This is a genomic window from Corynebacterium sp. NML 150383, assembly GCF_002285085.1.
Taxonomy (GTDB): Bacteria; Actinomycetota; Actinomycetes; order Mycobacteriales; family Mycobacteriaceae; genus Corynebacterium; species Corynebacterium gottingense.
Genome location: NZ_NSGK01000004.1, coordinates 152,576 through 171,284 on the forward strand (window position 1 = coordinate 152,576; position 18,709 = coordinate 171,284).

At 66.4% G+C, this 18,709-nt stretch carries 19 protein-coding genes; 3 read left to right on the plus strand and 16 right to left on the minus strand.

The window, feature by feature from the left end:
- Window position 1 precedes the first annotated feature (1 nt).
- Window positions 2-610 carry a bifunctional pyr operon transcriptional regulator/uracil phosphoribosyltransferase PyrR gene (gene pyrR, locus CKJ85_RS06010; RefSeq protein ID WP_095553740.1) on the minus strand — a complete coding sequence of 203 codons (609 nt, stop codon included), beginning with the start codon at window positions 608-610 and terminating at the stop codon, window positions 2-4.
- A 171-nt stretch (window positions 611-781) separates the two neighbouring features.
- On the opposite strand from pyrR, the gene CKJ85_RS06015 reads away from it, so the two are divergent.
- The 3 genes from CKJ85_RS06015 to CKJ85_RS06025 are packed head-to-tail and all read left to right on the plus strand — an operon-like array spanning window position 782 to window position 3,140.
- On the plus strand, window positions 782-2,116 hold the full coding sequence (locus tag CKJ85_RS06015) for a TIGR01777 family oxidoreductase (RefSeq protein ID WP_095553741.1): 1,335 nt from the start codon (window positions 782-784) through the stop codon (window positions 2,114-2,116).
- Window positions 2,117-2,140: 24 nt separating this feature from the next.
- Complete coding sequence (locus CKJ85_RS06020; protein WP_233125449.1) at window positions 2,141-2,692, plus strand: YbjN domain-containing protein; 552 nt, start codon at window positions 2,141-2,143, stop codon at window positions 2,690-2,692.
- Window positions 2,682-3,140 (plus strand): YbjN domain-containing protein, encoded by a 459-nt coding sequence (locus CKJ85_RS06025; protein ID WP_095536635.1) that lies wholly within the window; start codon window positions 2,682-2,684, stop codon window positions 3,138-3,140. Before CKJ85_RS06020 ends, CKJ85_RS06025 begins: the two co-directional genes overlap by 11 nt.
- Here the strand turns inward: CKJ85_RS06025 and CKJ85_RS06030 are convergent.
- The 15 genes from CKJ85_RS06030 to CKJ85_RS06100 all read right to left on the minus strand — a co-directional run bounded on the left by CKJ85_RS06030 (window position 3,137) and on the right by CKJ85_RS06100 (window position 18,634).
- Window positions 3,137-3,979, minus strand: coding sequence for a PPK2 family polyphosphate kinase (locus CKJ85_RS06030; RefSeq protein ID WP_095536636.1), 843 nt, complete (start codon window positions 3,977-3,979; stop codon window positions 3,137-3,139). The two genes, CKJ85_RS06025 and CKJ85_RS06030, sit on opposite strands and share 4 nt — an antisense overlap.
- Window positions 3,980-4,094: 115 nt before the next feature.
- Window positions 4,095-4,724, minus strand: coding sequence for a transcription antitermination factor NusB (gene nusB / locus CKJ85_RS06035; RefSeq protein WP_095536637.1), 630 nt, complete (start codon window positions 4,722-4,724; stop codon window positions 4,095-4,097).
- Entirely contained in the window at window positions 4,724-5,287 is a 564-nt protein-coding gene (efp, locus tag CKJ85_RS06040; RefSeq protein WP_095276375.1) for an elongation factor P, read from the minus strand. Before efp ends, nusB begins: the two co-directional genes overlap by 1 nt.
- Window positions 5,288-5,371: 84 nt before the next feature.
- Entirely contained in the window at window positions 5,372-6,463 is a 1,092-nt protein-coding gene (locus CKJ85_RS06045) for an aminopeptidase P family protein (protein WP_095553742.1), read from the minus strand.
- 34 nt (window positions 6,464-6,497) lie between these two features.
- A complete protein-coding gene (gene aroQ / locus CKJ85_RS06050; protein ID WP_095276369.1) occupies window positions 6,498-6,935 on the minus strand; it encodes a type II 3-dehydroquinate dehydratase in 438 nt (145 codons plus the stop codon).
- 2 nt (window positions 6,936-6,937) lie between these two features.
- Window positions 6,938-8,014 carry a 3-dehydroquinate synthase gene (gene aroB / locus CKJ85_RS06055; RefSeq protein ID WP_095553743.1) on the minus strand — a complete coding sequence of 359 codons (1,077 nt, stop codon included), beginning with the start codon at window positions 8,012-8,014 and terminating at the stop codon, window positions 6,938-6,940.
- A 90-nt stretch (window positions 8,015-8,104) separates the two neighbouring features.
- Window positions 8,105-8,716 carry a shikimate kinase gene (locus tag CKJ85_RS06060; protein ID WP_095553774.1) on the minus strand — a complete coding sequence of 204 codons (612 nt, stop codon included), beginning with the start codon at window positions 8,714-8,716 and terminating at the stop codon, window positions 8,105-8,107.
- On the minus strand, window positions 8,706-9,971 hold the full coding sequence (gene aroC, locus CKJ85_RS06065; protein ID WP_095553744.1) for a chorismate synthase: 1,266 nt from the start codon (window positions 9,969-9,971) through the stop codon (window positions 8,706-8,708). The genes CKJ85_RS06060 and aroC overlap by 11 nt, the downstream gene beginning before the upstream one ends.
- A gap of 12 nt (window positions 9,972-9,983) precedes the next feature.
- Window positions 9,984-10,457, minus strand: coding sequence for an A24 family peptidase (locus tag CKJ85_RS06070; protein WP_095548154.1), 474 nt, complete (start codon window positions 10,455-10,457; stop codon window positions 9,984-9,986).
- A gap of 61 nt (window positions 10,458-10,518) precedes the next feature.
- Window positions 10,519-11,373 carry a shikimate dehydrogenase gene (locus CKJ85_RS06075; protein ID WP_095553745.1) on the minus strand — a complete coding sequence of 285 codons (855 nt, stop codon included), beginning with the start codon at window positions 11,371-11,373 and terminating at the stop codon, window positions 10,519-10,521.
- A 12-nt stretch (window positions 11,374-11,385) separates the two neighbouring features.
- Window positions 11,386-12,537: an endolytic transglycosylase MltG gene (gene mltG, locus CKJ85_RS06080; protein WP_095276351.1), complete on the minus strand. Its 1,152-nt coding sequence runs from the start codon at window positions 12,535-12,537 to the stop codon at window positions 11,386-11,388.
- Complete coding sequence (ruvX, locus tag CKJ85_RS06085) at window positions 12,534-13,031, minus strand: Holliday junction resolvase RuvX (RefSeq protein ID WP_095553746.1); 498 nt, start codon at window positions 13,029-13,031, stop codon at window positions 12,534-12,536. The genes mltG and ruvX overlap by 4 nt, the downstream gene beginning before the upstream one ends.
- Window positions 13,032-13,193: 162 nt before the next feature.
- Complete coding sequence (gene alaS, locus CKJ85_RS06090; protein WP_095545790.1) at window positions 13,194-15,863, minus strand: alanine--tRNA ligase; 2,670 nt, start codon at window positions 15,861-15,863, stop codon at window positions 13,194-13,196.
- A 96-nt stretch (window positions 15,864-15,959) separates the two neighbouring features.
- The gene (locus CKJ85_RS06095) at window positions 15,960-17,363 is read right to left on the minus strand and encodes a replication-associated recombination protein A (protein WP_095536646.1); all 1,404 of its coding nucleotides are present in this window, start codon (window positions 17,361-17,363) and stop codon (window positions 15,960-15,962) included.
- A gap of 11 nt (window positions 17,364-17,374) precedes the next feature.
- The gene (locus CKJ85_RS06100; protein WP_095545792.1) at window positions 17,375-18,634 is read right to left on the minus strand and encodes a phosphotransferase; all 1,260 of its coding nucleotides are present in this window, start codon (window positions 18,632-18,634) and stop codon (window positions 17,375-17,377) included.
- Window positions 18,635-18,709: the final 75 nt, after the last annotated feature.

The following is an 18,709-nucleotide window of genomic DNA, read 5'->3' on the forward strand; positions in this document are numbered from 1 at the left end:
GTTACTTCGCCTCTCCTTCGGCGGCCGGTGCGGTCCGGCTCAGCGTGACCGCGTCGCGGGCATCAATCGGCGTGAGCGTGACGGTCACGTCCTCCGTGAGCGCGGTCGGAATGTTCTTGCCCACGTAGTCGGCGCGGATGGGCAGCTGCCTGTGCCCCCGGTCCACCAGCACCGCGAGCTGGATCGCGGCCGGGCGGCCAATGTCGCGCAGCGAGTCGAGCGCTGCCCGGATGGTGCGGCCGGAATAGAGGACGTCGTCCACGAGGATCACCGTCGCGCCGTCAAGCGGCGCGGGGATGCTTGTGGGGCGCAGCGCGCGGTGCGGCTTGTCGCGCAGGTCGTCCCTGTATAGGGTCACGTCGAGACTTCCAACGGGGACCTCTACGCCAGAGAATTCCTCGACGGACGCGGCGATCCGCTGCGCCAACGGCACGCCCCCGGAGGGGATGCCAAGGAGCAATACTGGCGACGCCGTTGCGTCGCTCGCCTCTGACTTCAGCGCCGAATCCAGCGCCGTCTTTTCAATGATCTGGTGCGCGATGCGTGCGATTGTGCGCGCGACGTCGTCTGCAGTCAGCAGCTCTACGGTCGCGCGGTTGTCTTCACTCATCATGCCTCCTTCCCCGCCTCACAGTGCGGAATTTAAAGGATGCTTGTCTGGTGCATGCAATATTCACAATGTGCCGTCTTCTCAGATACCCCTGGGCGCGTCAGCGCCTAGGGTGGAGACTGACACTCAGTCTAGCACCAGATCCGCACACACAGGCACGGAGCAGCGACCATGGGAATCACCGCAGAGCACACCGTCCCCGCACCCCGCCTCGAGGTGTGGAATTGGCACGCGCGCCCGGGGGCGGTCACCCGGCTCACCCCGCCGTTTCTGCCCATGACAGTGGCGTCCGAGGCCGCATCGCTTCGCTCCGGAACCACCGTCTTTGCCCTCCCCGCAGGCCAGCGGTGGGTGGCGCAGCACCAACGCGCCGGGTACGAGTTCGCCCGCTCGTTTGAGGATGTCGCCACCAACCAGTCGGTGCGCGCACTGACCAAATGGCGCCACCGTCACACGTTCCGGGACTCAGTCGAGGACGCTGGCAGCACAGTGCTTCTCGACGCCGTGTCTACCCCCACCCCCGCCCCGCTGCTCACCCCGGCGTTTGCCTACCGCCAGCGGCAGCTGGTCGGCGACCTCGCCTTCGCGCAATCACTGCCCGCTTCGGCGCCCCTCGTCATCGCCCTCACCGGCTCGAGCGGGCTGGTGGGTACCCACCTCCACACGCAACTGACCACCCTGGGCCACACCGTCATCCCGCTGGTCCGCCACACCGCCGGCCCCGGCGAGCGCCAGTGGGACCCGGACAACCCGCACCCCGACCTGCTCGAGGGGGTCGACGCGGTGATCCACCCGGCGGGCGAATCGATCATGGGCCGCTTCACCGATGCGAAGAAGCGCCGGATCTGGGACTCGCGCGTCGCGCCGACGCGGAAGCTCGCCGCACTCGCCGCGGAGTCGGGCGTGCGCACGTTCATCTCCGCCTCCGCCGTCGGGTACTACGGCACCGAGGCGGGCGGCTCCCCTCACACCGAGGACGCCCCCGTTGGCACCGGCTTCCTCGCCGAGGTCTGCCAGGCGTGGGAAGAGGCGGCCCGCGTAGAGGGGCTGCGCACTGTGCAGATCCGCACCGGTCTCGCACTGTCTGGAGCGGGCGGACTCCTTCCCGTGCTCAAGGCGAGCGTTTCGGCGGGGCTCGGCGCCCGATTTGGCAGCGGCGAGTTCTGGCTGTCCTGGGTGAGCCTCGACGACCTCACGGACACCTACGTTCGCGCGCTCCTGGATCACACGGTGTCTGGACCGGTGAACGCGACGGCCGCGCAGCCCGTCACAAACGCGGAGATGTCCGCCACCCTCGCGGAGGTCCTCCGGCGCCCCGACGTCCTGCCCATCCCGACCTTCGGACCAAAGCTACTGCTCGGCTCGGAGGGAGCCGACGAGCTTGCGCTCGCGGACCAGCGGGTGGACGCGGCGGTCGCTCGCCAATGCGGCTGGGTGCAGCGCTACCCCACGCTGCGCTCCGCGCTGGACCACGAGCTGGGACGCGAGGACCTCCTCGAGGCGTAGGCGCTACCAGGTACAGTCGTGCGTGTGACTAACAACGAACACGCACCCGACCAGACCGGCGGAGAGGCGACGATCCCGCCCACGCCGGACGAAGACACCGTTGCCAAGGTCAACGCCGACGCGCAGGCAGACCCCGCCAACCAGCTGCACCCCGTGACCATTGAAGCGGTGGAGGAGATCTTCAAGGCGGAAAACCTGGAGTACCGCGTAGAAAACGGCACCCTGCTGTCCGGATTCGTCAACGCCGCGATCGTCGTGGCGATCGACCAGGATCACCTGGTGTTCGAATCCCTGTGGCGCGGCGAGATCCCCAAGGACATGGCCTCCCACATCCTGCTCGCCACCAACGAGCACAACCAGACCCACTTCGCCCCCACGCTCCGCTTCTTCGAGCAGGGCGAGGACCACATTGCGATCAGCGCGGTGCGCTCGATGGACATTACCCACGGCGCGTCGCACAACCAGCTCGGCGCGTTCATCATGAGCTCCATCGACGTCGTGCTGCAGGCGTTCGATTTCCTGGCCACCTCGTTCCCGACCCTGGTTACATGGGAGGACCCGCACAATGAGCACTAAAGACACACAAACCTACACCTCGCTCGTAACCATTGATCGCATCGCCGATGCGATGAGCGCGCACGGTGTCACGATCGAACCCGACGCCAGCGGCCGCGCCGCGGTGGCCAACCTCAACGGGTTCAACGTCCTCTTCGTCCTGCTGGACTCCGTGGCGATCATCCGCGCGGATGCGTCGACCGAGACCCCGGCGGACAGCCCCGACCCCACGGTTTATCTCGCCGCGAACCAGGTGAACTCGACCTTCCTCGACGCACGCGCGCTCGTGGTCAACAAGGCCGACACGCTCATCGTGCGCACCGAATCGGAGACCCAGGTCGCAGCCGGCATGACCGACGAACAGCTGCAAAGCGCGCTCAAGCTGAGTATCGACGGCGTCTTGCAGGCCCAGGACGCCATGCGCGCGCTTGTCGACGAAATGACGCAGGCCCGCGAGAACCGCGACTAGGACTCGGCGAGGCGCTTGAGTTCCTCGTCCTTGTCAAAGGTGGCTTCCGGCCACGTGAGGTCGAGGGACGCGAGGGCGTCGACAAGCAAGGTTTTGACCACGGCACGGCAATACTTCTTGTTGTCGGAGGGGATGCAGTACCAGGGGGCCTCATCCGTCGAGGTCCTGGTCAGCGCGATTTGGTAGGCGGCCATGTACTGCGACCACAATCTGCGGTCATCAATATCGCCCGGGTTGTACTTCCAGTGCTTGTCCGCCCGCTCGATGCGGTCTTTCAAGTTTTCCGCCTGGAAATCGCGGGAAATGTGCGGCATCACCTTGATGATCTTGGTGCCGCGGGCGGCCGCCTCCTTTTCAAAGTCCACGATCGCGCCGTAGCGGCGCTCGATTTCCTCCGGCGGCGCCATCTGCTTCACGCGCTGCACCAGCACGTCCTCGTAGTGTGAGCGGTCGAAAACGCTGACCCCGCCCGGCTCGGGCAGGTGCGGGTAGAAACGCCAGAGGAAGTCGTGCTCTGCCTCCTCCTCGGTCGGCTTGCCAAACGCCTGAATGTGGACGCCCTGGGGATCCATTGTCTGCCCCACCACGTGCCGGATGAGGCCGCCCTTGCCGGACGTGTCCATTCCTTGCAACACCAAGAGGACCGAACCGGCGTCCTCGTTTCCCGCGCGGCCGTTGGCAAAGAGCAGCTTGTGGAGCTCGCTCAGCTCATCGTCGTACGCGTTGAACGCGTCGTCCACGTCGGACACACCGGGGGTGGCGGCCGGGTCGACATCGTCGAGTTGAAAGTTGGGCCCGACCATGAACGACTTCGCGTCTTCGATCGTCACCTTGGACATGGTTCCTCCTGTGTTGCTCCCCTACGGTGCTGTATCTGTCAACGCAGGATACAGCGAAAGGTGCCCGCCTTTCGGCGAACACCTTCACGTTCTTTCACGTTCTTCTCGTTGCTGCCTAGTTTTCCAGCTTCTCGGCGACAGCGGAGCGCGATTCGGGCGGGACCGCGGCGCCGGCGACGACAGCGGTGACGGCGCGCTGCGCATCATCGGCAGACGTTGCCTCCTGCTCGCCGACACCAGCTTCCTCGGTACCCTCGGCGCCCTCAGCGCCCACAGCATCCTCAGTGTCGTCGGCGAACGGTGCCTCCGGGGCGCCGCGCTGCGCGATACCGTCGAGCACGACGTTGATGTACGGCGACGCCGCCGCACCGGAGTACTCCGCCGCCATCTCCACGCCTTCCTTAATGGAAATCGGCGCGTCAACGTCCTCGTTGTACATGATCTCCCACGCACAGACGCGGAGGATCTGCCGATCCACGGCTGGCAAGCGGAAGAGCTCCCAGTCATCCACCAGGTAGCGCTCAATGGCATCGTCCAGGTCGTCGAGCTGCTCGGCGGCTCCGGAGATGATCTGGCGGGTGTAGTCCGCCACCGGCGCCACCGAGTTCTGTGGGTTTCGGGACAGCTCCGCCCGGTCTTCTACAATTTCCACCGGATCCACGTCGCGCGTTTCGGCCTCAAAGAGGATGTCCACCGCGCGGCGGCGGGCGCGGTAGCGCGCCCCGTGGCGTTTGTAGTCAGGCATTAGTTGCTCACGCGAGAGAGGTACTCACCCGTGCGAGTGTCCACCTTGACCACGTTGCCGGTCTCCAGGAACAGCGGAACCTGGATCTCAGCACCGGTCTCCAGCGTCGCCGGCTTGGTGCCGCCGGAGGAGCGGTCGCCCTGCAGGCCCGGCTCGGTGTGCTCGACCTTGAGGTCGACGGAGATCGGCAGCTCGGCGAACAGCGCCTCACCCTCGTGGAAAGAAACCTGCACGCGCATGTTCTCCAGCAGGAAGCGTGCCGCGTCGCCGAACTTGTCAGCGGGCAGCTCGAACTGTTCGAAGGTCTTGTCGTCCATGACGACGTAGCTCGTGCCGTCGTTGTACAGGTAAGTCATGTCGCGGCGGTCCACGGTCGCGGTCTCGACCTTCACACCGGCATTCCAGGTCTTATCAACGGTCTTGCCGGTGACAACGTCCTTGAGCTTCGTGCGCACGAATGCGGGGCCCTTACCCGGCTTGACGTGCTGGAACTCAATGATCTGCTGGAGCTTGCCCTCGTTCTTGAGTACGAGGCCGTTCTTGAAATCGGCGGTAGTTGCCACGTGAAACCTTTCTTCTGGCGTGCCACAAAGCGTGGCTCAACGATGTTGAGACAGTGCGTTCAACAGTGTGCAAACACAACAATGCTACAGCACTGTCAAGTCCTTGGGGAACTTCGTGATCACCTTCGGCGTGCCGGAGGTGATGAACAGGGTGTCCTCGATCCTCACGCCGCCGCGCCCCGGAACGTAAATCCCCGGCTCAATGGTCAACGTCATCCCTTCCTGCAGCGTACCTTTGCCGGTCTTCGCTGCGTACGGCGCCTCGTGGACGTCCAGGCCCACGCCGTGCCCGGTGGAGTGGACAAAATATTCGCCGTACCCGGCAGCCTCGATCACGTCGCGGCAAGCGGCATCCACGTCGACCAGCTTCGCCCCCGGTACCGCCGCGCGCACGCCGGCGAGCTGGGACTGCAGGGTGACCTCGTAGATCTCCCGCAGGAAATCGTTCGGCTCCCCCAGAGCGAACGTGCGCGTCATGTCGGAGTTGAAGCCGAGTCGGAACATGCCGTAATCAATGGTGACCAGGTCGCCCGTTTCCAGCGTCCGCTCGCCGGCGCCGTGGTGCGGCTTGGCAGAGTTCGGCCCGGAGGCGACGATGGTGTCAAAGCTGGGGCGCTCCGCGCCAAGTTTGCGCATTCGGTATTCCAGGTCCGCGGCGACGTCGCGTTCGGTGCGCCCGGGGGCGAGCTCGCCGGCGTCGATAAGCTGCTCGAGCGCCTGCGTGGCCAAATCGGCCGCCTCCTCGAGTCTGGTCAGCTCGAGCTGGTCCTTGAGCAGGCGGATCTCCTCGACCGCGCCACTGACGGGCACCAGCGTAACGCCCTCCGGGCAGGCCTTGCGCAGCGCTTCCAGCTCGGAGACGCTGACGTAGTCGGCCTCGAAGCCCACGCGGTGGCCGTCCACCACTCCCGCCAGCAGCTCGGTAGCCACCTTGCGGGTGATCGTTGCCGGGACGTCAGGGACCTCTTCCGAAATCTGCGTGGCGTAGCGGCCATCTGTCGCCACCTTCGCGGTACGGTCCTTGGACACCAGCAGGGCGCCGTTGGAGCCGGTAAAGCCGGAGAAGTAGCGCACGTGGATCAGGTGGGTCAGCAACATGTCGTCGATCCGCTGCGCCGCCAGGCTCGAGGCCAGCTTGCGGCGCCGGGTTTCAAAACGAGTATCTGCCAGTGACATTCTTTCCTCCTGACGCGAGTTGTACGTGAAAGTTCTACTCTACGTTGTTGGCAAAATATTCGAGGGCGAGCAGATAGCCCTGCGTGCCAAGCCCTACGATTACACCGCGCGCGATCGGCGACAGGTACGAGTGGTGGCGGAACTCCTCCCTCGCGTGCACGTTGGAAATGTGCAGCTCAATGAACCCGCGATGGTCCGTCAGCTCCACGAGCGCATCGCGCAGCGCCACCGAGGTGTGCGTCCACCCGCCCGGGTTGATGATGACGGGCCAGCGTTTGTCTGCAGCCTCGTGGACCCAGTCCAGCATCTCGCCCTCTTGGTTGGTCTGGCGCACCTCGACCTCCACACCGAGCTCGGCTGCGCGATCGTGCAGCCGCTTCTCGACGTCCCCCAGCGTCTCACTCCCGTACACCTCCGGCTGCCGCTTGCCGAGCCGGTTGAGGTTCGGGCCATTGAGCACAAGAATTTTCACAGTTACGCCTCCTGGGTGGGTTGGGAAATTGCGTCATACGCCGCGCGCATCTCCTCGACGGTTGCATCCTCGAGCCGCGTGCACGAGCCGAGGGCGTTGAGCACCACGAAGCGGATGCGGCCGTCGCGGTTCTTCTTGTCGTGCGTCATCGCCTCGTATAGCTCGTCGAAGGCGCCCGGTTCGTACGTCGTGGGCAGGCCGACAAGGGTGAGGATCTCGCGGTGGAGGTCCAGCAGGGTGGCGTCGATAAGCCCGCGCTCGTGCGCGAGGTGCGCCGCAAACATCATGCCGACACCGACCGCGTTGCCGTGGCGCCAGGTGTATTGCTCGCGACGCTCGAGGGCGTGGCCGAGCGTGTGCCCGTAGTTGAGGATTTCGCGCAGCCCGGATTCGGTGAGGTCGCGGCTAACCACGGCCGCCTTGACGGCGACGGAGCGCCGCACGAGCTCCTCCCAGTTCCACTCACCGCGGGCGCTGCCGTCGCGGTAGAGGTCGAGGATCTTCGGGTCCGCGATAAAACCGGTCTTGACCAACTCGGCGGAGCCGGACACGATCTCCTCCTCCGGCAGCGTAAAGATCCGCTCGAGGTCAATGAACACGGAGTCCGGCTCATGGAACGCGCCGACTAGATTCTTCCCTACCTCGGTGTTCATGCCGGTCTTGCCGCCCACAGCGGCGTCCACCATCGCGAGCAGCGTGGTCGGAACCTGGATGACCTTGATGCCTCGCATCCACGTCGCGGCGACGAAACCCGCAATGTCTGTTGCCGCGCCGCCGCCGAGGCCGATCACCGCATCCTGGCGCGAGAAGCCGCTCGTACCCAGGAGGTCCCACAGCGTGCTTGCCGTGTCCAGGGACTTGCCCGCCTCCGCATCCGGGATCTCCGCCATCACCGGCTGAACGCCCACGGCTTCGAGGTCGCCCGCGATGCCACGCGCCACCGCCTTGAGCGCAGCCTGGTGCACGATCGCCACCTTGCGCGCCCCAATCTCTTTGGCGCGAGGCGCGACCTGATCAGTAATGCGGTGCGCGATGTGGATGGTGTACGGCGAAGGCCCGGTGACCTCGACGTGTGCCATAGTGTGCTCCTTTGTGGACGGGTGCGAGTGTGGTCCGATTCTTCCCCAGAATGCCCTCGTGCGCCTGCTCCGGCACGCGCTTGTCCGCGCCTACTCCTCCGAGGACTCGATGATCCCCAGAATCTCCGCGACCACACGCTGCGGGGGGCGCTGGTCCGTGCGAACGCGGTAGTCCGCAACCTCGCGGTAGAACGGCTCGCGGGTAGCCAGGAGATCGCGGTAGTGCTGCGCTGGGTCGTCCGCGTTGAGGACTGGACGCGACGTCTCGTTCGCGGTCCTGCGGATGCCCTCCTCCGCACTCACGTCGATCCACACCACCGTGTGGCGCTGCAGCAGCTGGCGCGTCGAGGCGGTGAGGATTGCCCCTCCGCCCAGGCTCACTACGCCGCCGGTCGCGAGAGCGCGTGCAACGCACCCTGCCTCGATCTCACGGAAGCGCTCCTCACCGACCTCGGAGAAGATCTCTCCGCAGGCCTTGCCCTCGGATTGCTCGATGAGCAGATCAGAGTCCACGATCGGCAGGTTCAGGGCGCTGGCAATCCGGCGCCCGATCGTCGATTTTCCGGCGCCAGGCGGGCCGACCAGCACGACCCTGGGTACGGACGCAACGACGGAGGCCTGCGCAGTGGGCTGGGAATCAAGCGCGGTATCCAGCTCGGGGGTGGTCGCTTCGTCGCGATCCTGCGCTGACTCAGTGAACATCATTGGCGTTGCCTTCCTTCTTCTCTCCTGCCGCCTCATGCACCGCGCCGTCTGCAAAATTGAGGCGGCGGCGCACGTCTTCGTTGTACGCGTCGATGTTGCGCTTCGTCTCCTCAAGGCCGTCGCCGCCGAACTTTTCCAGCACCGCGCGCGCAAGCACGAGCGCCACCATGGCCTCGGCGACCACGCCACCGGCGGGGACCGCGCACACGTCGGAGCGCTGGTGAATGCCCGTCGCGGCCTCGCCCGTGGACATGTCGACCGTCTGCAGGGCTCGGGGGACGGTGGAGATCGGCTTCATCGCCGCACGCACGCGCAGCTGCTCGCCATTGGTCATGCCGCCCTCCAAGCCGCCCGCGCGGTTGGTCAGACGGTGCACGCCGTCCTCATCGCGCACCATTTCGTCGTGGGCCTCGGAGCCGCGACGACGGGCTTCCTCGAAGCCGTCGCCAATCTCCACGCCCTTGACCGACTGGATCCCCATGAGCGCGGCAGCGAGCTGCGAGTCCAGGCGGTGGTCACCAGAAATGTGGGACCCGAGCCCGATGGGCAGTCCATCCACGATGACCTCGACGATGCCACCTAGGGTGTCGCCGGACTTCTTGGCCGCCTCGATGCAGGACACCATGTCCTCTTCGGCCTCCTTGGAGTACGCGCGCACCGGGGACGCATCAATCGCATCAATGTCCGCGTACGTGGGCGCGGGGCCTGCGTACGGCGCAGACTCGCCGATCGAGATCACGTGCGAGAACACTTCGACGCCCAACGTCTCGCGCAGCAGCGAGCGCGCGACAGTCGCCGCAGCGACGCGTGCCGCGGTCTCGCGGGCGGAGGAGCGCTCCAGGACCGGCCGAGCGGAATCGAACCCATACTTGAGCATGCCGGCAAAGTCTGCGTGGCCCGGGCGCGGGCGAGTCAGGCGCGCCCCGCGCCCGGACGACATCGCCTTTGCCACCTCGTCGTCTTCCATGTCCAGTGGGTGCGGCGACATGATCGTCGTCCACTTCGCCCACTCGGAATTGCCAATTTGAATAGCGATTGGGCTGCCGAGCGTTCTGCCGTGCAAAATGCCTGTGAGCAGCGTCAGCTCGTCCGCTTCAAACTTCATGCGCGCGCCACGGCCGTATCCAAGTCGGCGGCGGGCGAGGTGGTGCCCGATCTCCTCCTGGGTCACCGGCACTCCGGCGGGCATATTTTCAATGAGCGCAATCAGCGCTTGTCCATGGGATTCCCCAGCGGTAGTCCAACGAAGCATGAAGGCATTGTCTCACAACGTCGCCGCGATCGAGCTCTTTAGCCCAACAAATGTTCCAACGGCCCAAGCCGCTGCCAGCATCTGGGGGCCGTGCGGCAGTGCCGCTCGCCCTGCCATCCACCCGCGCACAACCGTGAGCAGTCCCGCGAGCCCTACCGCGGCGAGCACCGCGAACGGACCTCCAAGCGCAGCGAGAAGCACTCCGAGCGGGACGGCAAGCTTTACATCACCGCCGCCCATGCCGGGGCCAGCGAGGTAGGCGGCAGGCCACGCAAGGCCCCACGCGAGGTACGGCGAGGCGACGCAGGCTGCCAGGGCAACGAGCGCGGGCGGGGCCGTCAGCCCATTGGGCAAACGTGAGTGCCTCGCGTCAATGCGCGCGAGCACGATGCTCCACCCGACGAACGTGCACAGCGCCAGCCAGGTGACGCCGGCTGGCCCAAATAATGCGAATTCCGCGCTGAAGAGCGCTCCCCCAATCCCCATGGGGTGAAAGTCTAGGCCGCCGCCCCGCGCGCCGCAGAGCGAGCGCTGTGCGGGCGCTGTGCTAGCGCGATGCCCCCGCTTCCCCGGCACCACTGGCCGGCTCGTCCCAGTGGCGCATCAGTGCATCACGCATGGCGTCGCGGGGCGCCGCAACGCCGGTGAACTGTTCGAACTGCGAGTACGACTGCCCGGCGAGCATCGTGAGCCCGCCGACCGTCGGGTACCCGTTCGCGGCGGCTCGCACTGCCAGCGGCGTCGGCCACGGGTTATAGATCACGTCGAGCACCGGCGCGTGGCCAAGCTGCACGTCGTAGGGTGCGACCGCAGCAGCCGGGACGGTGGAGACAATGACGTCGGCGCGAACTGCAAGTGCTTCGAGGTCGCCGGTGTAGCCGTGGAATTGGAAGTCCACGCCTTCCACCAGCGAGGCGATCTCGCCCGATCGGTCGGAGCGGTTCACCACGTCGATGCGCGCTACACCCGCGTGGCGCAGCGCCCACAGCGCCGGGCGCGCCGTGCCGCCGGCGCCGATGACCAAGGCGGTGCGCGGCGTCGCCGCGCCGAGCAGCGCGGAGAGCGCCGCGGCAATTCCCTCGCAATCGGTGTTGTCGGCGTACCAGCCGTCGTCGGTGCGCACGAGCGTGTTCGCGGAGCCGATCGCGGTGGCCCGCTCTGACGCCGTGGTAGCAAACTCCAGGGCCGCAAACTTGGCGGGCATGGTGACGGAGAACCCGCGGTATGTGGGATCGGCCCCACCCACAATCGCCGGCAGCGTCTCCGCGGTGCACTCGATGCGCTCGTACGCCCAGCCGTCGAGGCCCGCGGCCCCGTACCCGGCGGTGTGGAGCACGGGCGACAACGAGTGTTCGATCGGGCTGCCAAGGACCGCCGCGCGGTGCGTGGGTGGCTGCGTCATGCTGGTCCGCCCCTACCGCTGGGAGTCAAGCACGCCGGAGTCGATCGCGCGGCGCGTGTCTTCCTGGTGCTGCTCGAAGGTGTCGTTGAACACGGTCGTGCCGTCCTTGTCCACGGTGACGAAGAACAGCCAGTTGCCATCGGCGGGGTGCTCCATCGCGTCGAGTGCTTCGACGGACGGCGAGGCGATCGGGGTCTGCGGCAGCCCGTCCATGGCGTAGGTGTTCCACGGGGTGACGCGCTGGCGGTCCTCGTCTGTGGTCGCGACCTCGACGTTGGGCAGGCCGTAGTTCACGGTGGAGTCAAACTCCAGGCGCATCGGCTCGTTGAGGCGGTTCAGGATCACTCGGGCAACCTTGTCAAACTCGCCTGCCGGCGCTTCGCGCTCAACCAGCGAGGCGGCAACCAGCAGCTCGTACGGGCTGAGGCCCACGTTTTCTGAACGGGACGCGATGTCGGTGGAGTTGTACACCTCAGCGGAGCGGGTAATCAGGTCCGTGAGGATCTGCTCAGCCGTTGCACCCGGGTCAATGATGTATTCGCCCGGTGCGATCAGGCCCTCCAGGCGCTTCGCGTCGCCCTTCCGCGCGTCCACCGTCTCGACGGCCCACTCCGGCACGCCCAGGCTCGCCGCGTCCGCATCGGACGCCACGTGGTTGAGGCGCTCGACGTCCACGCAGCCCTGCGCCATCTCACTGCCGCACGTCACGTTCTGAATCATGGTGAGGATGCCTTCGCGCTTCTGCCCACCGACCACGTTGATGTCCATGAGCGTCGCGCCGCCGTAGACCTGGAGCGGGGTGACCTTCTTGTTCGGGTCCAGCAGCGCAGACACGGCGCTCTCCGCGCTCATTTCCTTTTCCAGGCGGTAGAAGCCCGGCTGGATGTTGTCGGAGTCTGGGTCGCTCGCAGCCGCGGCCTGGAACGCCTTGTTGGAGCCGACGATGCCGCGCTCCTCAAGCTCGGGGCCGAGCGCGGAGATATTCGAGCCCTCGGGGATTTCCACGACCTGCTCCTCGCCGTTGCCCTCGCCCTTGAAGTCATCCGGCGAGGCGGTTTGGTGCGCAACGGCGATCCACGCAATCAGGCCGATGATCAGCAGGATTGAGGCGACAAGGACCGCGATCCCTCGCGTCCGCCGCTGGGCGTTGTTTCGGGAAGTCACGATTCGTTCTCCTTGAGGTAGTTGTGCCGGCCATCAAGCCACGTTTGCAAGATTTCCACTGCCGCCGCTTGGTCGATCACGGCGCGCTGATCCTTTTCACTGCGGCCGGAGGCCCGCATCGCGTGCGTCGCCGCGACAGTCGTCAGCCGCTCGTCCGCCATCCGTACGGCCACGTCGTCGTTGCGCCGCCGGATACGGAAAGCGATCTCCTTGGCGTGCTTCACGCTTTTCGAGCCGTTTCCTTTGAGGTCGCGGGGAAGTCCGACGACGACTTCGACGGCCCCGTAGGCGTCGATAAGCTCGAGCAACCGCTCGATGTCCTCGCCGTCCCGGTCCTTGAATCCGGTGACGCGCTTGACGGTCTCCACCGGCATAGCCAGCTTTGCGTCGCGGTCCGACGCCGCGACGCCAATGCGGACCGTGCCCACATCGATACCGAGTCTGCGCCCCGGGCCGGGGTCTTCGACGCCCGGTGTGTCAGGCTCAACCTTCAAAAGTTTCTCCGATCTACAGGTCGGGGCTCATGCGTACGAGCAATCGCTTGTCGACGCTAACGTCAAACCGCGTACGGCGCTCACAGCCAAAATACCGTCTACGCGCAAAAGGCCAGGACACGCCGACGGCGTGTCCCTTGACCAATTTGTTACATTTGCAGCTTACTTGCCGGCGAGCTCCTCGCGCAGCGCGGCCAGGCCAGCCGTAATGCCGTCCGGATTGCTGCCGGAGCCCTGCGCCAGGTCCGGCTTGCCGCCACCCTTACCGTCGATGTAGCCGCCGACCAGCTTGACCAGGTCCCCAGACTTCACGCCGGCGGCGACGGCCTCCTTGTTTGCGGCCACGGCGAACGGGACCTTGCCGCCGTCGTTGGACGCCAGGGCCACCACGGAAGGCTCGGTGCCGAGCTTGCCTCGGACGTCCTGGGCGATGGTGCGCAGATCGCCACCGGACACTCCGTCCGGAAGGTGGACGGCGACGAGCTTGAACGCACCGACGTGCTCCGCGTTCTTTGCCAGGCCCGCCGTCTGCGCGAGCAGCTGCTGGCGGTGCAGCGCCTCGATCTCCTTCTCCGCGGCGCGGAGGCGCTCGGTGAGCTGCGCGATGCGGTCGGGCAGCTGGTCGGTCGGGGTCTTCAGCTCCGCGGCGATGCCGGAAGCCAGAGCCGCCTCCTTGGAGAAATAATCGAAGGAGTGCATGCCCGAATAGGCCTCGATACGCCGCGCGCCGGAGCCGACAGATGACTCGCCCAGCACGGCGACCGGCCCGATCTGCGAGGAGTGCGCGACGTGCGTGCCGCCGCACAGCTCGATGGAGAACGGACCGCCGATTTCTACCACGCGCACCTGGTCGCCGTAGTTCTCGCCGAACAGCGCCATCGCGCCCATTTCCTTGGCCTTGTCCAGGGAGGTCTCGATGGTGTTGACGGCAAAGTCCGCGTCGACCGCCTGGTTGGTCACGGTGGCGATCTCTTTGAGCTGGGCGTCGGTGAGCTGGTCGGTGTAGTTGAAGTCGAAGCGCAGGTAGCCCGGCTTGTTCAGTGAGCCGGCCTGGACCGCGGTGGGCCCAAGCACCTGGCGCAGCGCAGCGTGGATCAGGTGCGTTGCGGTGTGTGCCTGGCGCGCGCCGTGGCGCCAGGCCTCGTCCACCTCCGCCGTCACGGTCTGGCCGAGGTCCAGCCCGCCGTGCTCCACGGTGGCCTTGTGCACCCAGAGCTTCTTGCCCACCTTCTGCACGTCGTTGACGTTGAGCACGGTGTCGCCCACCACGATGCGGCCGCGGTCTGCCATTTGGCCGCCGGCCTCGGCGTACATCGGGGTGACATCGAGGATGACCTCGACCTCGTCGCCTGCCGTCGCCTCGTTCACCTTCGCGCCGTCGCGCACGAGGCCGAGCACCTTGCCCTCGTGCGACAGCTCGCCGTAGCCCACGAACTCGGTGGGGTGCGCGTCAACCCACTCGCGGTAGAGCGACTCGTCGATGTTGCCCTGCTTCTTCGCCTTATTGTCCGCCTTCGCGCGCGCACGCTGCTCCTGCATCGCCGCGTCGAACGCCGCCATGTCCACGTCGAGGCCAGCCTCGCGCGCCATCTCCAGCGTCAGGTCGATCGGGAACCCGTAGGTGTCGTGCAGCTCAAAGGCCTGCTCGCCCGGCAGCGTCGTGGCGCCGGACTCGCGCAGCGCGGACGCAGCCTCGTCGAAGCGGCTGGTGCCGGAGGCGAGCGTCTTCAGGAAGGCGCGCTCCTCGGCCACGGCGACGCGCAGGATGCGCTCGCGGTTGTCCGCGATCTCCGGGAACGAAGGCGTCATGGTGTCCATGATCGTGTTCATGAAGACCTCGAGCACCTTTCCCTCGGCGCCAAGCAGGCGGGCGGAGCGGACGATGCGGCGCAGCAGGCGGCGCAGGATGTAGCCGCGGCCCTCGTTGGACGGGGTCACGCCGTCCAGGATGATCATCATGCCGGTGCGGGAGTGGTCCGCAATGACGCGGAAGCGCACATCATCCTCGTGCTTCCCTGCGTCGTACTGGGTGCCGGTGAGCCTGACGGCCTCGTCGATCACCGGCCGCAGCAGGTCGGTCTCGTACACGTTGTCAACGCCCTGGAGGAGGCACGCGACGCGCTCGATGCCCAGGCCGGTATCGATGTTCTTCTTCGGCAGCTCGCCAAGCAGGTCGAAGCCGCCCTTCTTGTCGCCTTCGCCGCGGATGGATTCCATGAACACCAGGTTCCAGATCTCCATGTAGCGGGAGTCGTCCGCCTCCGGGCCGCCCTCCTTGCCGTACTCAGGGCCACGGTCGTAGTAAATCTCGGAGCACGGACCGCACGGGCCGGGCACGCCCATGGACCAGAAGTTGTCCTCCATCCCCATGCGCTGAATGCGCGACTCCGGCACGCCAATCTTGTCGCGCCAGATTTCCAGGGCCTCGTCGTCGTCCAGGTAGACGGTGACCCACAGGCGCTCCGGGTCCAGGCCGAAGCCACCGTCCTCAACCGAGTTGGTCAACAGCGTCCACGCGTGAGTAATCGCACCTTCCTTGAAGTACTGGCCAAAGGAGAAGTTGCCAGCCATCTGGAAGAAGGTGTTGTGGCGGGTGGTCACGCCCACCTCTTCAATATCCAGCGTGCGCACGCACTTCTGAATCGAGGTTGCAAGGCCGTTTTCAAACGGCGGGTTCTGCTGGCCCAGGAAGTACGGCTTGAAAGGCACCATGCCGGCGTTGACAAAGAGCAGCTGCGGGTCGTCCAGGATCAGCGAAGCGCTCGGCACGGGCGTGTGCCCTGCCTGAACAAAGTGGTTGGTAAACCGCTCACGGATCTCATGTGTCTGCACGAGGTGATGTCCTTTCAAAGCTCGTATTTGTCCCGCACTACTCTACCCCGGCGTGTGAATCCGGAGACAGTGCGCGTCGATAAGCAATGCCCGCGCTTAGTCCTTTCCCCGAATCACGCGGCGCAGCCGACCGAGGAAATCGCGGATCCGCTTCTCCGCGCCGTGATCGGTCGGCGTGTAGTACTCCGCGCCCAGCAACTCGTCGGGGAGGTACTGCTGTGTCACCACGCCGCGGGGGTCATCGTGCGGGTACTTGTAGCCGACGGCGTTGCCCATCGCCTTCGCGCCCTCGTAGTGGCCGTCGCGCAGGTGCGGGGGCACCGCGCCGATGTTGCCGGCGGCGACGTCCTGCTGCGCGCGGGTGATCCCCTGGATGACCGACGGCGACTTCGGCGCGGTGGCGAGGTGAATCGTCGCCTGCGCGAGCGGGAGCCGGCCCTCCGGCATCCCGATGAACTGCACCGCGTTCGCCGCGGCGATGGCCGTCTGCAGCGCGGTCGGATCCGCCATCCCGATGTCCTCGGACGCGTGGATGACCAGGCGTCGGGCGATGAAGCGGGGGTCCTCGCCCGCCTCGATCATCCGTGCCAGGTAATGCAGCGCGGCGTCCACGTCGGAGCCGCGGATCGATTTAATAAACGCGGAGACGACGTCGTAGTGCTGGTCGCCGTCCCGGTCGTAGCGCACCACCGCGCGGTTCACGTTGTCGCGCAGCGTATCCACCGTGATCGTCCCGCCGGCGGGCACCGCCTCGGCCGCCGCCTCCAGGTAGGTCAGCGCGCGCCGCGCGTCGCCGCCGGCCAGTGTGATCAGCTGCTCGCGCGCGTCGTCCGCAAGCTCCACCGTGCCGGCGAGCCCGCGCTGTGCCACGACCGCGTTCTCAATCACCTTGCGCAGGTCCTCGCGAGAGAGCGACTCCAGCTTGAGCAGCAACGAACGGGACAGCAGCGGGGCGACGACGCTGAACGAGGGGTTCTCCGTCGTCGCTGCAACCAGCAGGACCGTGCGGTTCTCCACCGCCCCCAGCAGCGCGTCCTGCTGGGTTTTGGAGAAGCGGTGGACCTCGTCAATAAACAGCACCGTCTTCTCGCCCCGGATGAGGTCGCGCCGCGCTTGGTCAATGACCTGGCGCACCTCTTTCACGCCGCTGGACAGGGCAGAAAGGCCGACGAAATTCTGCTCCATCGACTGCGCGATCAGCGACGCGATCGTCGTCTTGCCCGTTCCGGGCGGCCCGTACAGGATGACGGAGGCAGCCCCCGAGCCCTCGACGAGGCGGCGCAACGGCTTCCCCTCGCTGAGCAAATGCGCCTGCCCCGCGATCTCATCAAGCGAGCGCGGGCGCATCCGCGCAGCCAGCGGGGCGGTTTGCCCCGCCTCGAAGAAGCTCGCGCCGCGCAGACCTGCCGCGGGGCCACCGGGGTCACCGGGGTCACCGGGGTCACCGGGGCCGGGAGTTGGCCCGCCGAGCCCGCCGCCAAACAAATCTTCTTGTGCCATTGCCACCCCGCCTACGCAAACCGCTTCGCCACGGTGCGGGCAAAGTCAGCGATCACGAGGTACGCCGTGTCGCGCCCGGTGCCGGCAAACGCGGCGAGCGCCTCGAACGTCTCCTGCAGGTCGCGGCGCACGAGCTGCTCCTCCTCGGTGAACGGTCCCTGGCTCTGCGGGCGGAGGATGTCCGAGCCGCCGTGTAGCGTCTCCGCGCCGCTCGCCGCTTCGCCCTGCGCGGTGAGCCGTTCGCTGTGGGGTGCGACGCCGGCGTCGATAAGCTCTTGCGCAAGCTCGGCATCACTGGCCGCAAGCTCGGCGACGGTGAACTGCCCCATCACGGAGAGGCTGGACAGCGCCCACGCGACCATGGCTCCGGTGATCCGGGCGTGGAGCGTGTCCTCGTGCAGGAATGCGGGCCAGATCCGGCGGACCTCCTGCACCCACGCGCTGATGAACGCCTCGATGGCCACGTCACTGTAGCCCCACGCGGAGACGTAGAGCGGGAACCCGGCGACCACGAACGCCACGTCGAAGGAGACGTCGCGGAAACCCGCCCACTCGTAGTCCAGGAACTGCGTGCGGTCCGCGTAGATGATGTTGTCGGGCGACAGATCAAAGGGGGTAAACGCCCGCGAGCCCCCTTTGAACAGGCGATTGCGCACGTTGGCGGCGGTCAGCCGGACCTCCGTCGGCACGTCGAGCCCGCTGCGTTCGAGCATATCCAGACCGAAGCCGAAGCGGTGCGCAAGCAGGCGCTCGCGCAGGTGCTGCATCGTATCCGCTCCGCTGCGCTGGCGGGCCGCTTGTGCGAACAGTACGTCGAACGCGTCCTCGCGGCCGGCCGAGCCGACGTGCATCCGCCCCAGCGCAGTGCCGAGGTTGCGCAGCAGCTGCACGTGCTGCTCCTCATCCGCGCTGTCCAGCAGCGTGGCCAGGGTGTCGCCCTCGCCCGAATCTGAAATGATGACGATGCGCTGGTCAATGTCGTAGCCAAGGAGGACCGGGCCTGGCCGGACATCTTCGCTTAACGACGTCGTGAACTGGTAAGCAACCACTTCCCGCAAAAAGGCAGCGTCCTCCAGCACGTTGCCGGTCTCCGGCGAGTACTTCACCACGACGGTCCGGTGCTGCAGGAACGGGTTGTTGGACACGCGGGCACGGAACACGCTGGCAACGCCGGAGCCCCCCAGACGCTGTACCTCGCCGAGCGTCTGGGTGCCGCCGTAGCGCCGAGTGAGAATCTCCTCCGCCTCGGCGATGATCTGCTCTTGGTCCATGCTGAACCTCTCCTTGCGGGTTACTCGGTTCTCAGTGTGACATACCAGTGGCCCCGGGCGCGACGTTTCCGCCAT

Coding starts and splice junctions, on each gene's coding strand:
- pyrR (WP_095553740.1), bottom strand. CDS start 610: ATGAGTGAAGACAACCGCGCGACCGTAGAGCTGCTGACTGCAGACGAC.
- CKJ85_RS06015 (WP_095553741.1), top strand. CDS start 782: ATGGGAATCACCGCAGAGCACACCGTCCCCGCACCCCGCCTCGAGGTG.
- CKJ85_RS06025 (WP_095536635.1), top strand. CDS start 2,682: ATGAGCACTAAAGACACACAAACCTACACCTCGCTCGTAACCATTGAT.
- CKJ85_RS06030 (WP_095536636.1), bottom strand. CDS start 3,979: ATGTCCAAGGTGACGATCGAAGACGCGAAGTCGTTCATGGTCGGGCCC.
- nusB (WP_095536637.1), bottom strand. CDS start 4,724: ATGCCTGACTACAAACGCCACGGGGCGCGCTACCGCGCCCGCCGCCGC.
- CKJ85_RS06045 (WP_095553742.1), bottom strand. CDS start 6,463: ATGTCACTGGCAGATACTCGTTTTGAAACCCGGCGCCGCAAGCTGGCC.
- aroB (WP_095553743.1), bottom strand. CDS start 8,014: ATGGCACACGTCGAGGTCACCGGGCCTTCGCCGTACACCATCCACATC.
- CKJ85_RS06060 (WP_095553774.1), bottom strand. CDS start 8,716: ATGTTCACTGAGTCAGCGCAGGATCGCGACGAAGCGACCACCCCCGAG.
- aroC (WP_095553744.1), bottom strand. CDS start 9,971: ATGCTTCGTTGGACTACCGCTGGGGAATCCCATGGACAAGCGCTGATT.
- CKJ85_RS06070 (WP_095548154.1), bottom strand. CDS start 10,457: ATGGGGATTGGGGGAGCGCTCTTCAGCGCGGAATTCGCATTATTTGGG.
- CKJ85_RS06075 (WP_095553745.1), bottom strand. CDS start 11,373: ATGACGCAGCCACCCACGCACCGCGCGGCGGTCCTTGGCAGCCCGATC.
- CKJ85_RS06095 (WP_095536646.1), bottom strand. CDS start 17,363: ATGGCACAAGAAGATTTGTTTGGCGGCGGGCTCGGCGGGCCAACTCCC.
- CKJ85_RS06100 (WP_095545792.1), bottom strand. CDS start 18,634: ATGGACCAAGAGCAGATCATCGCCGAGGCGGAGGAGATTCTCACTCGG.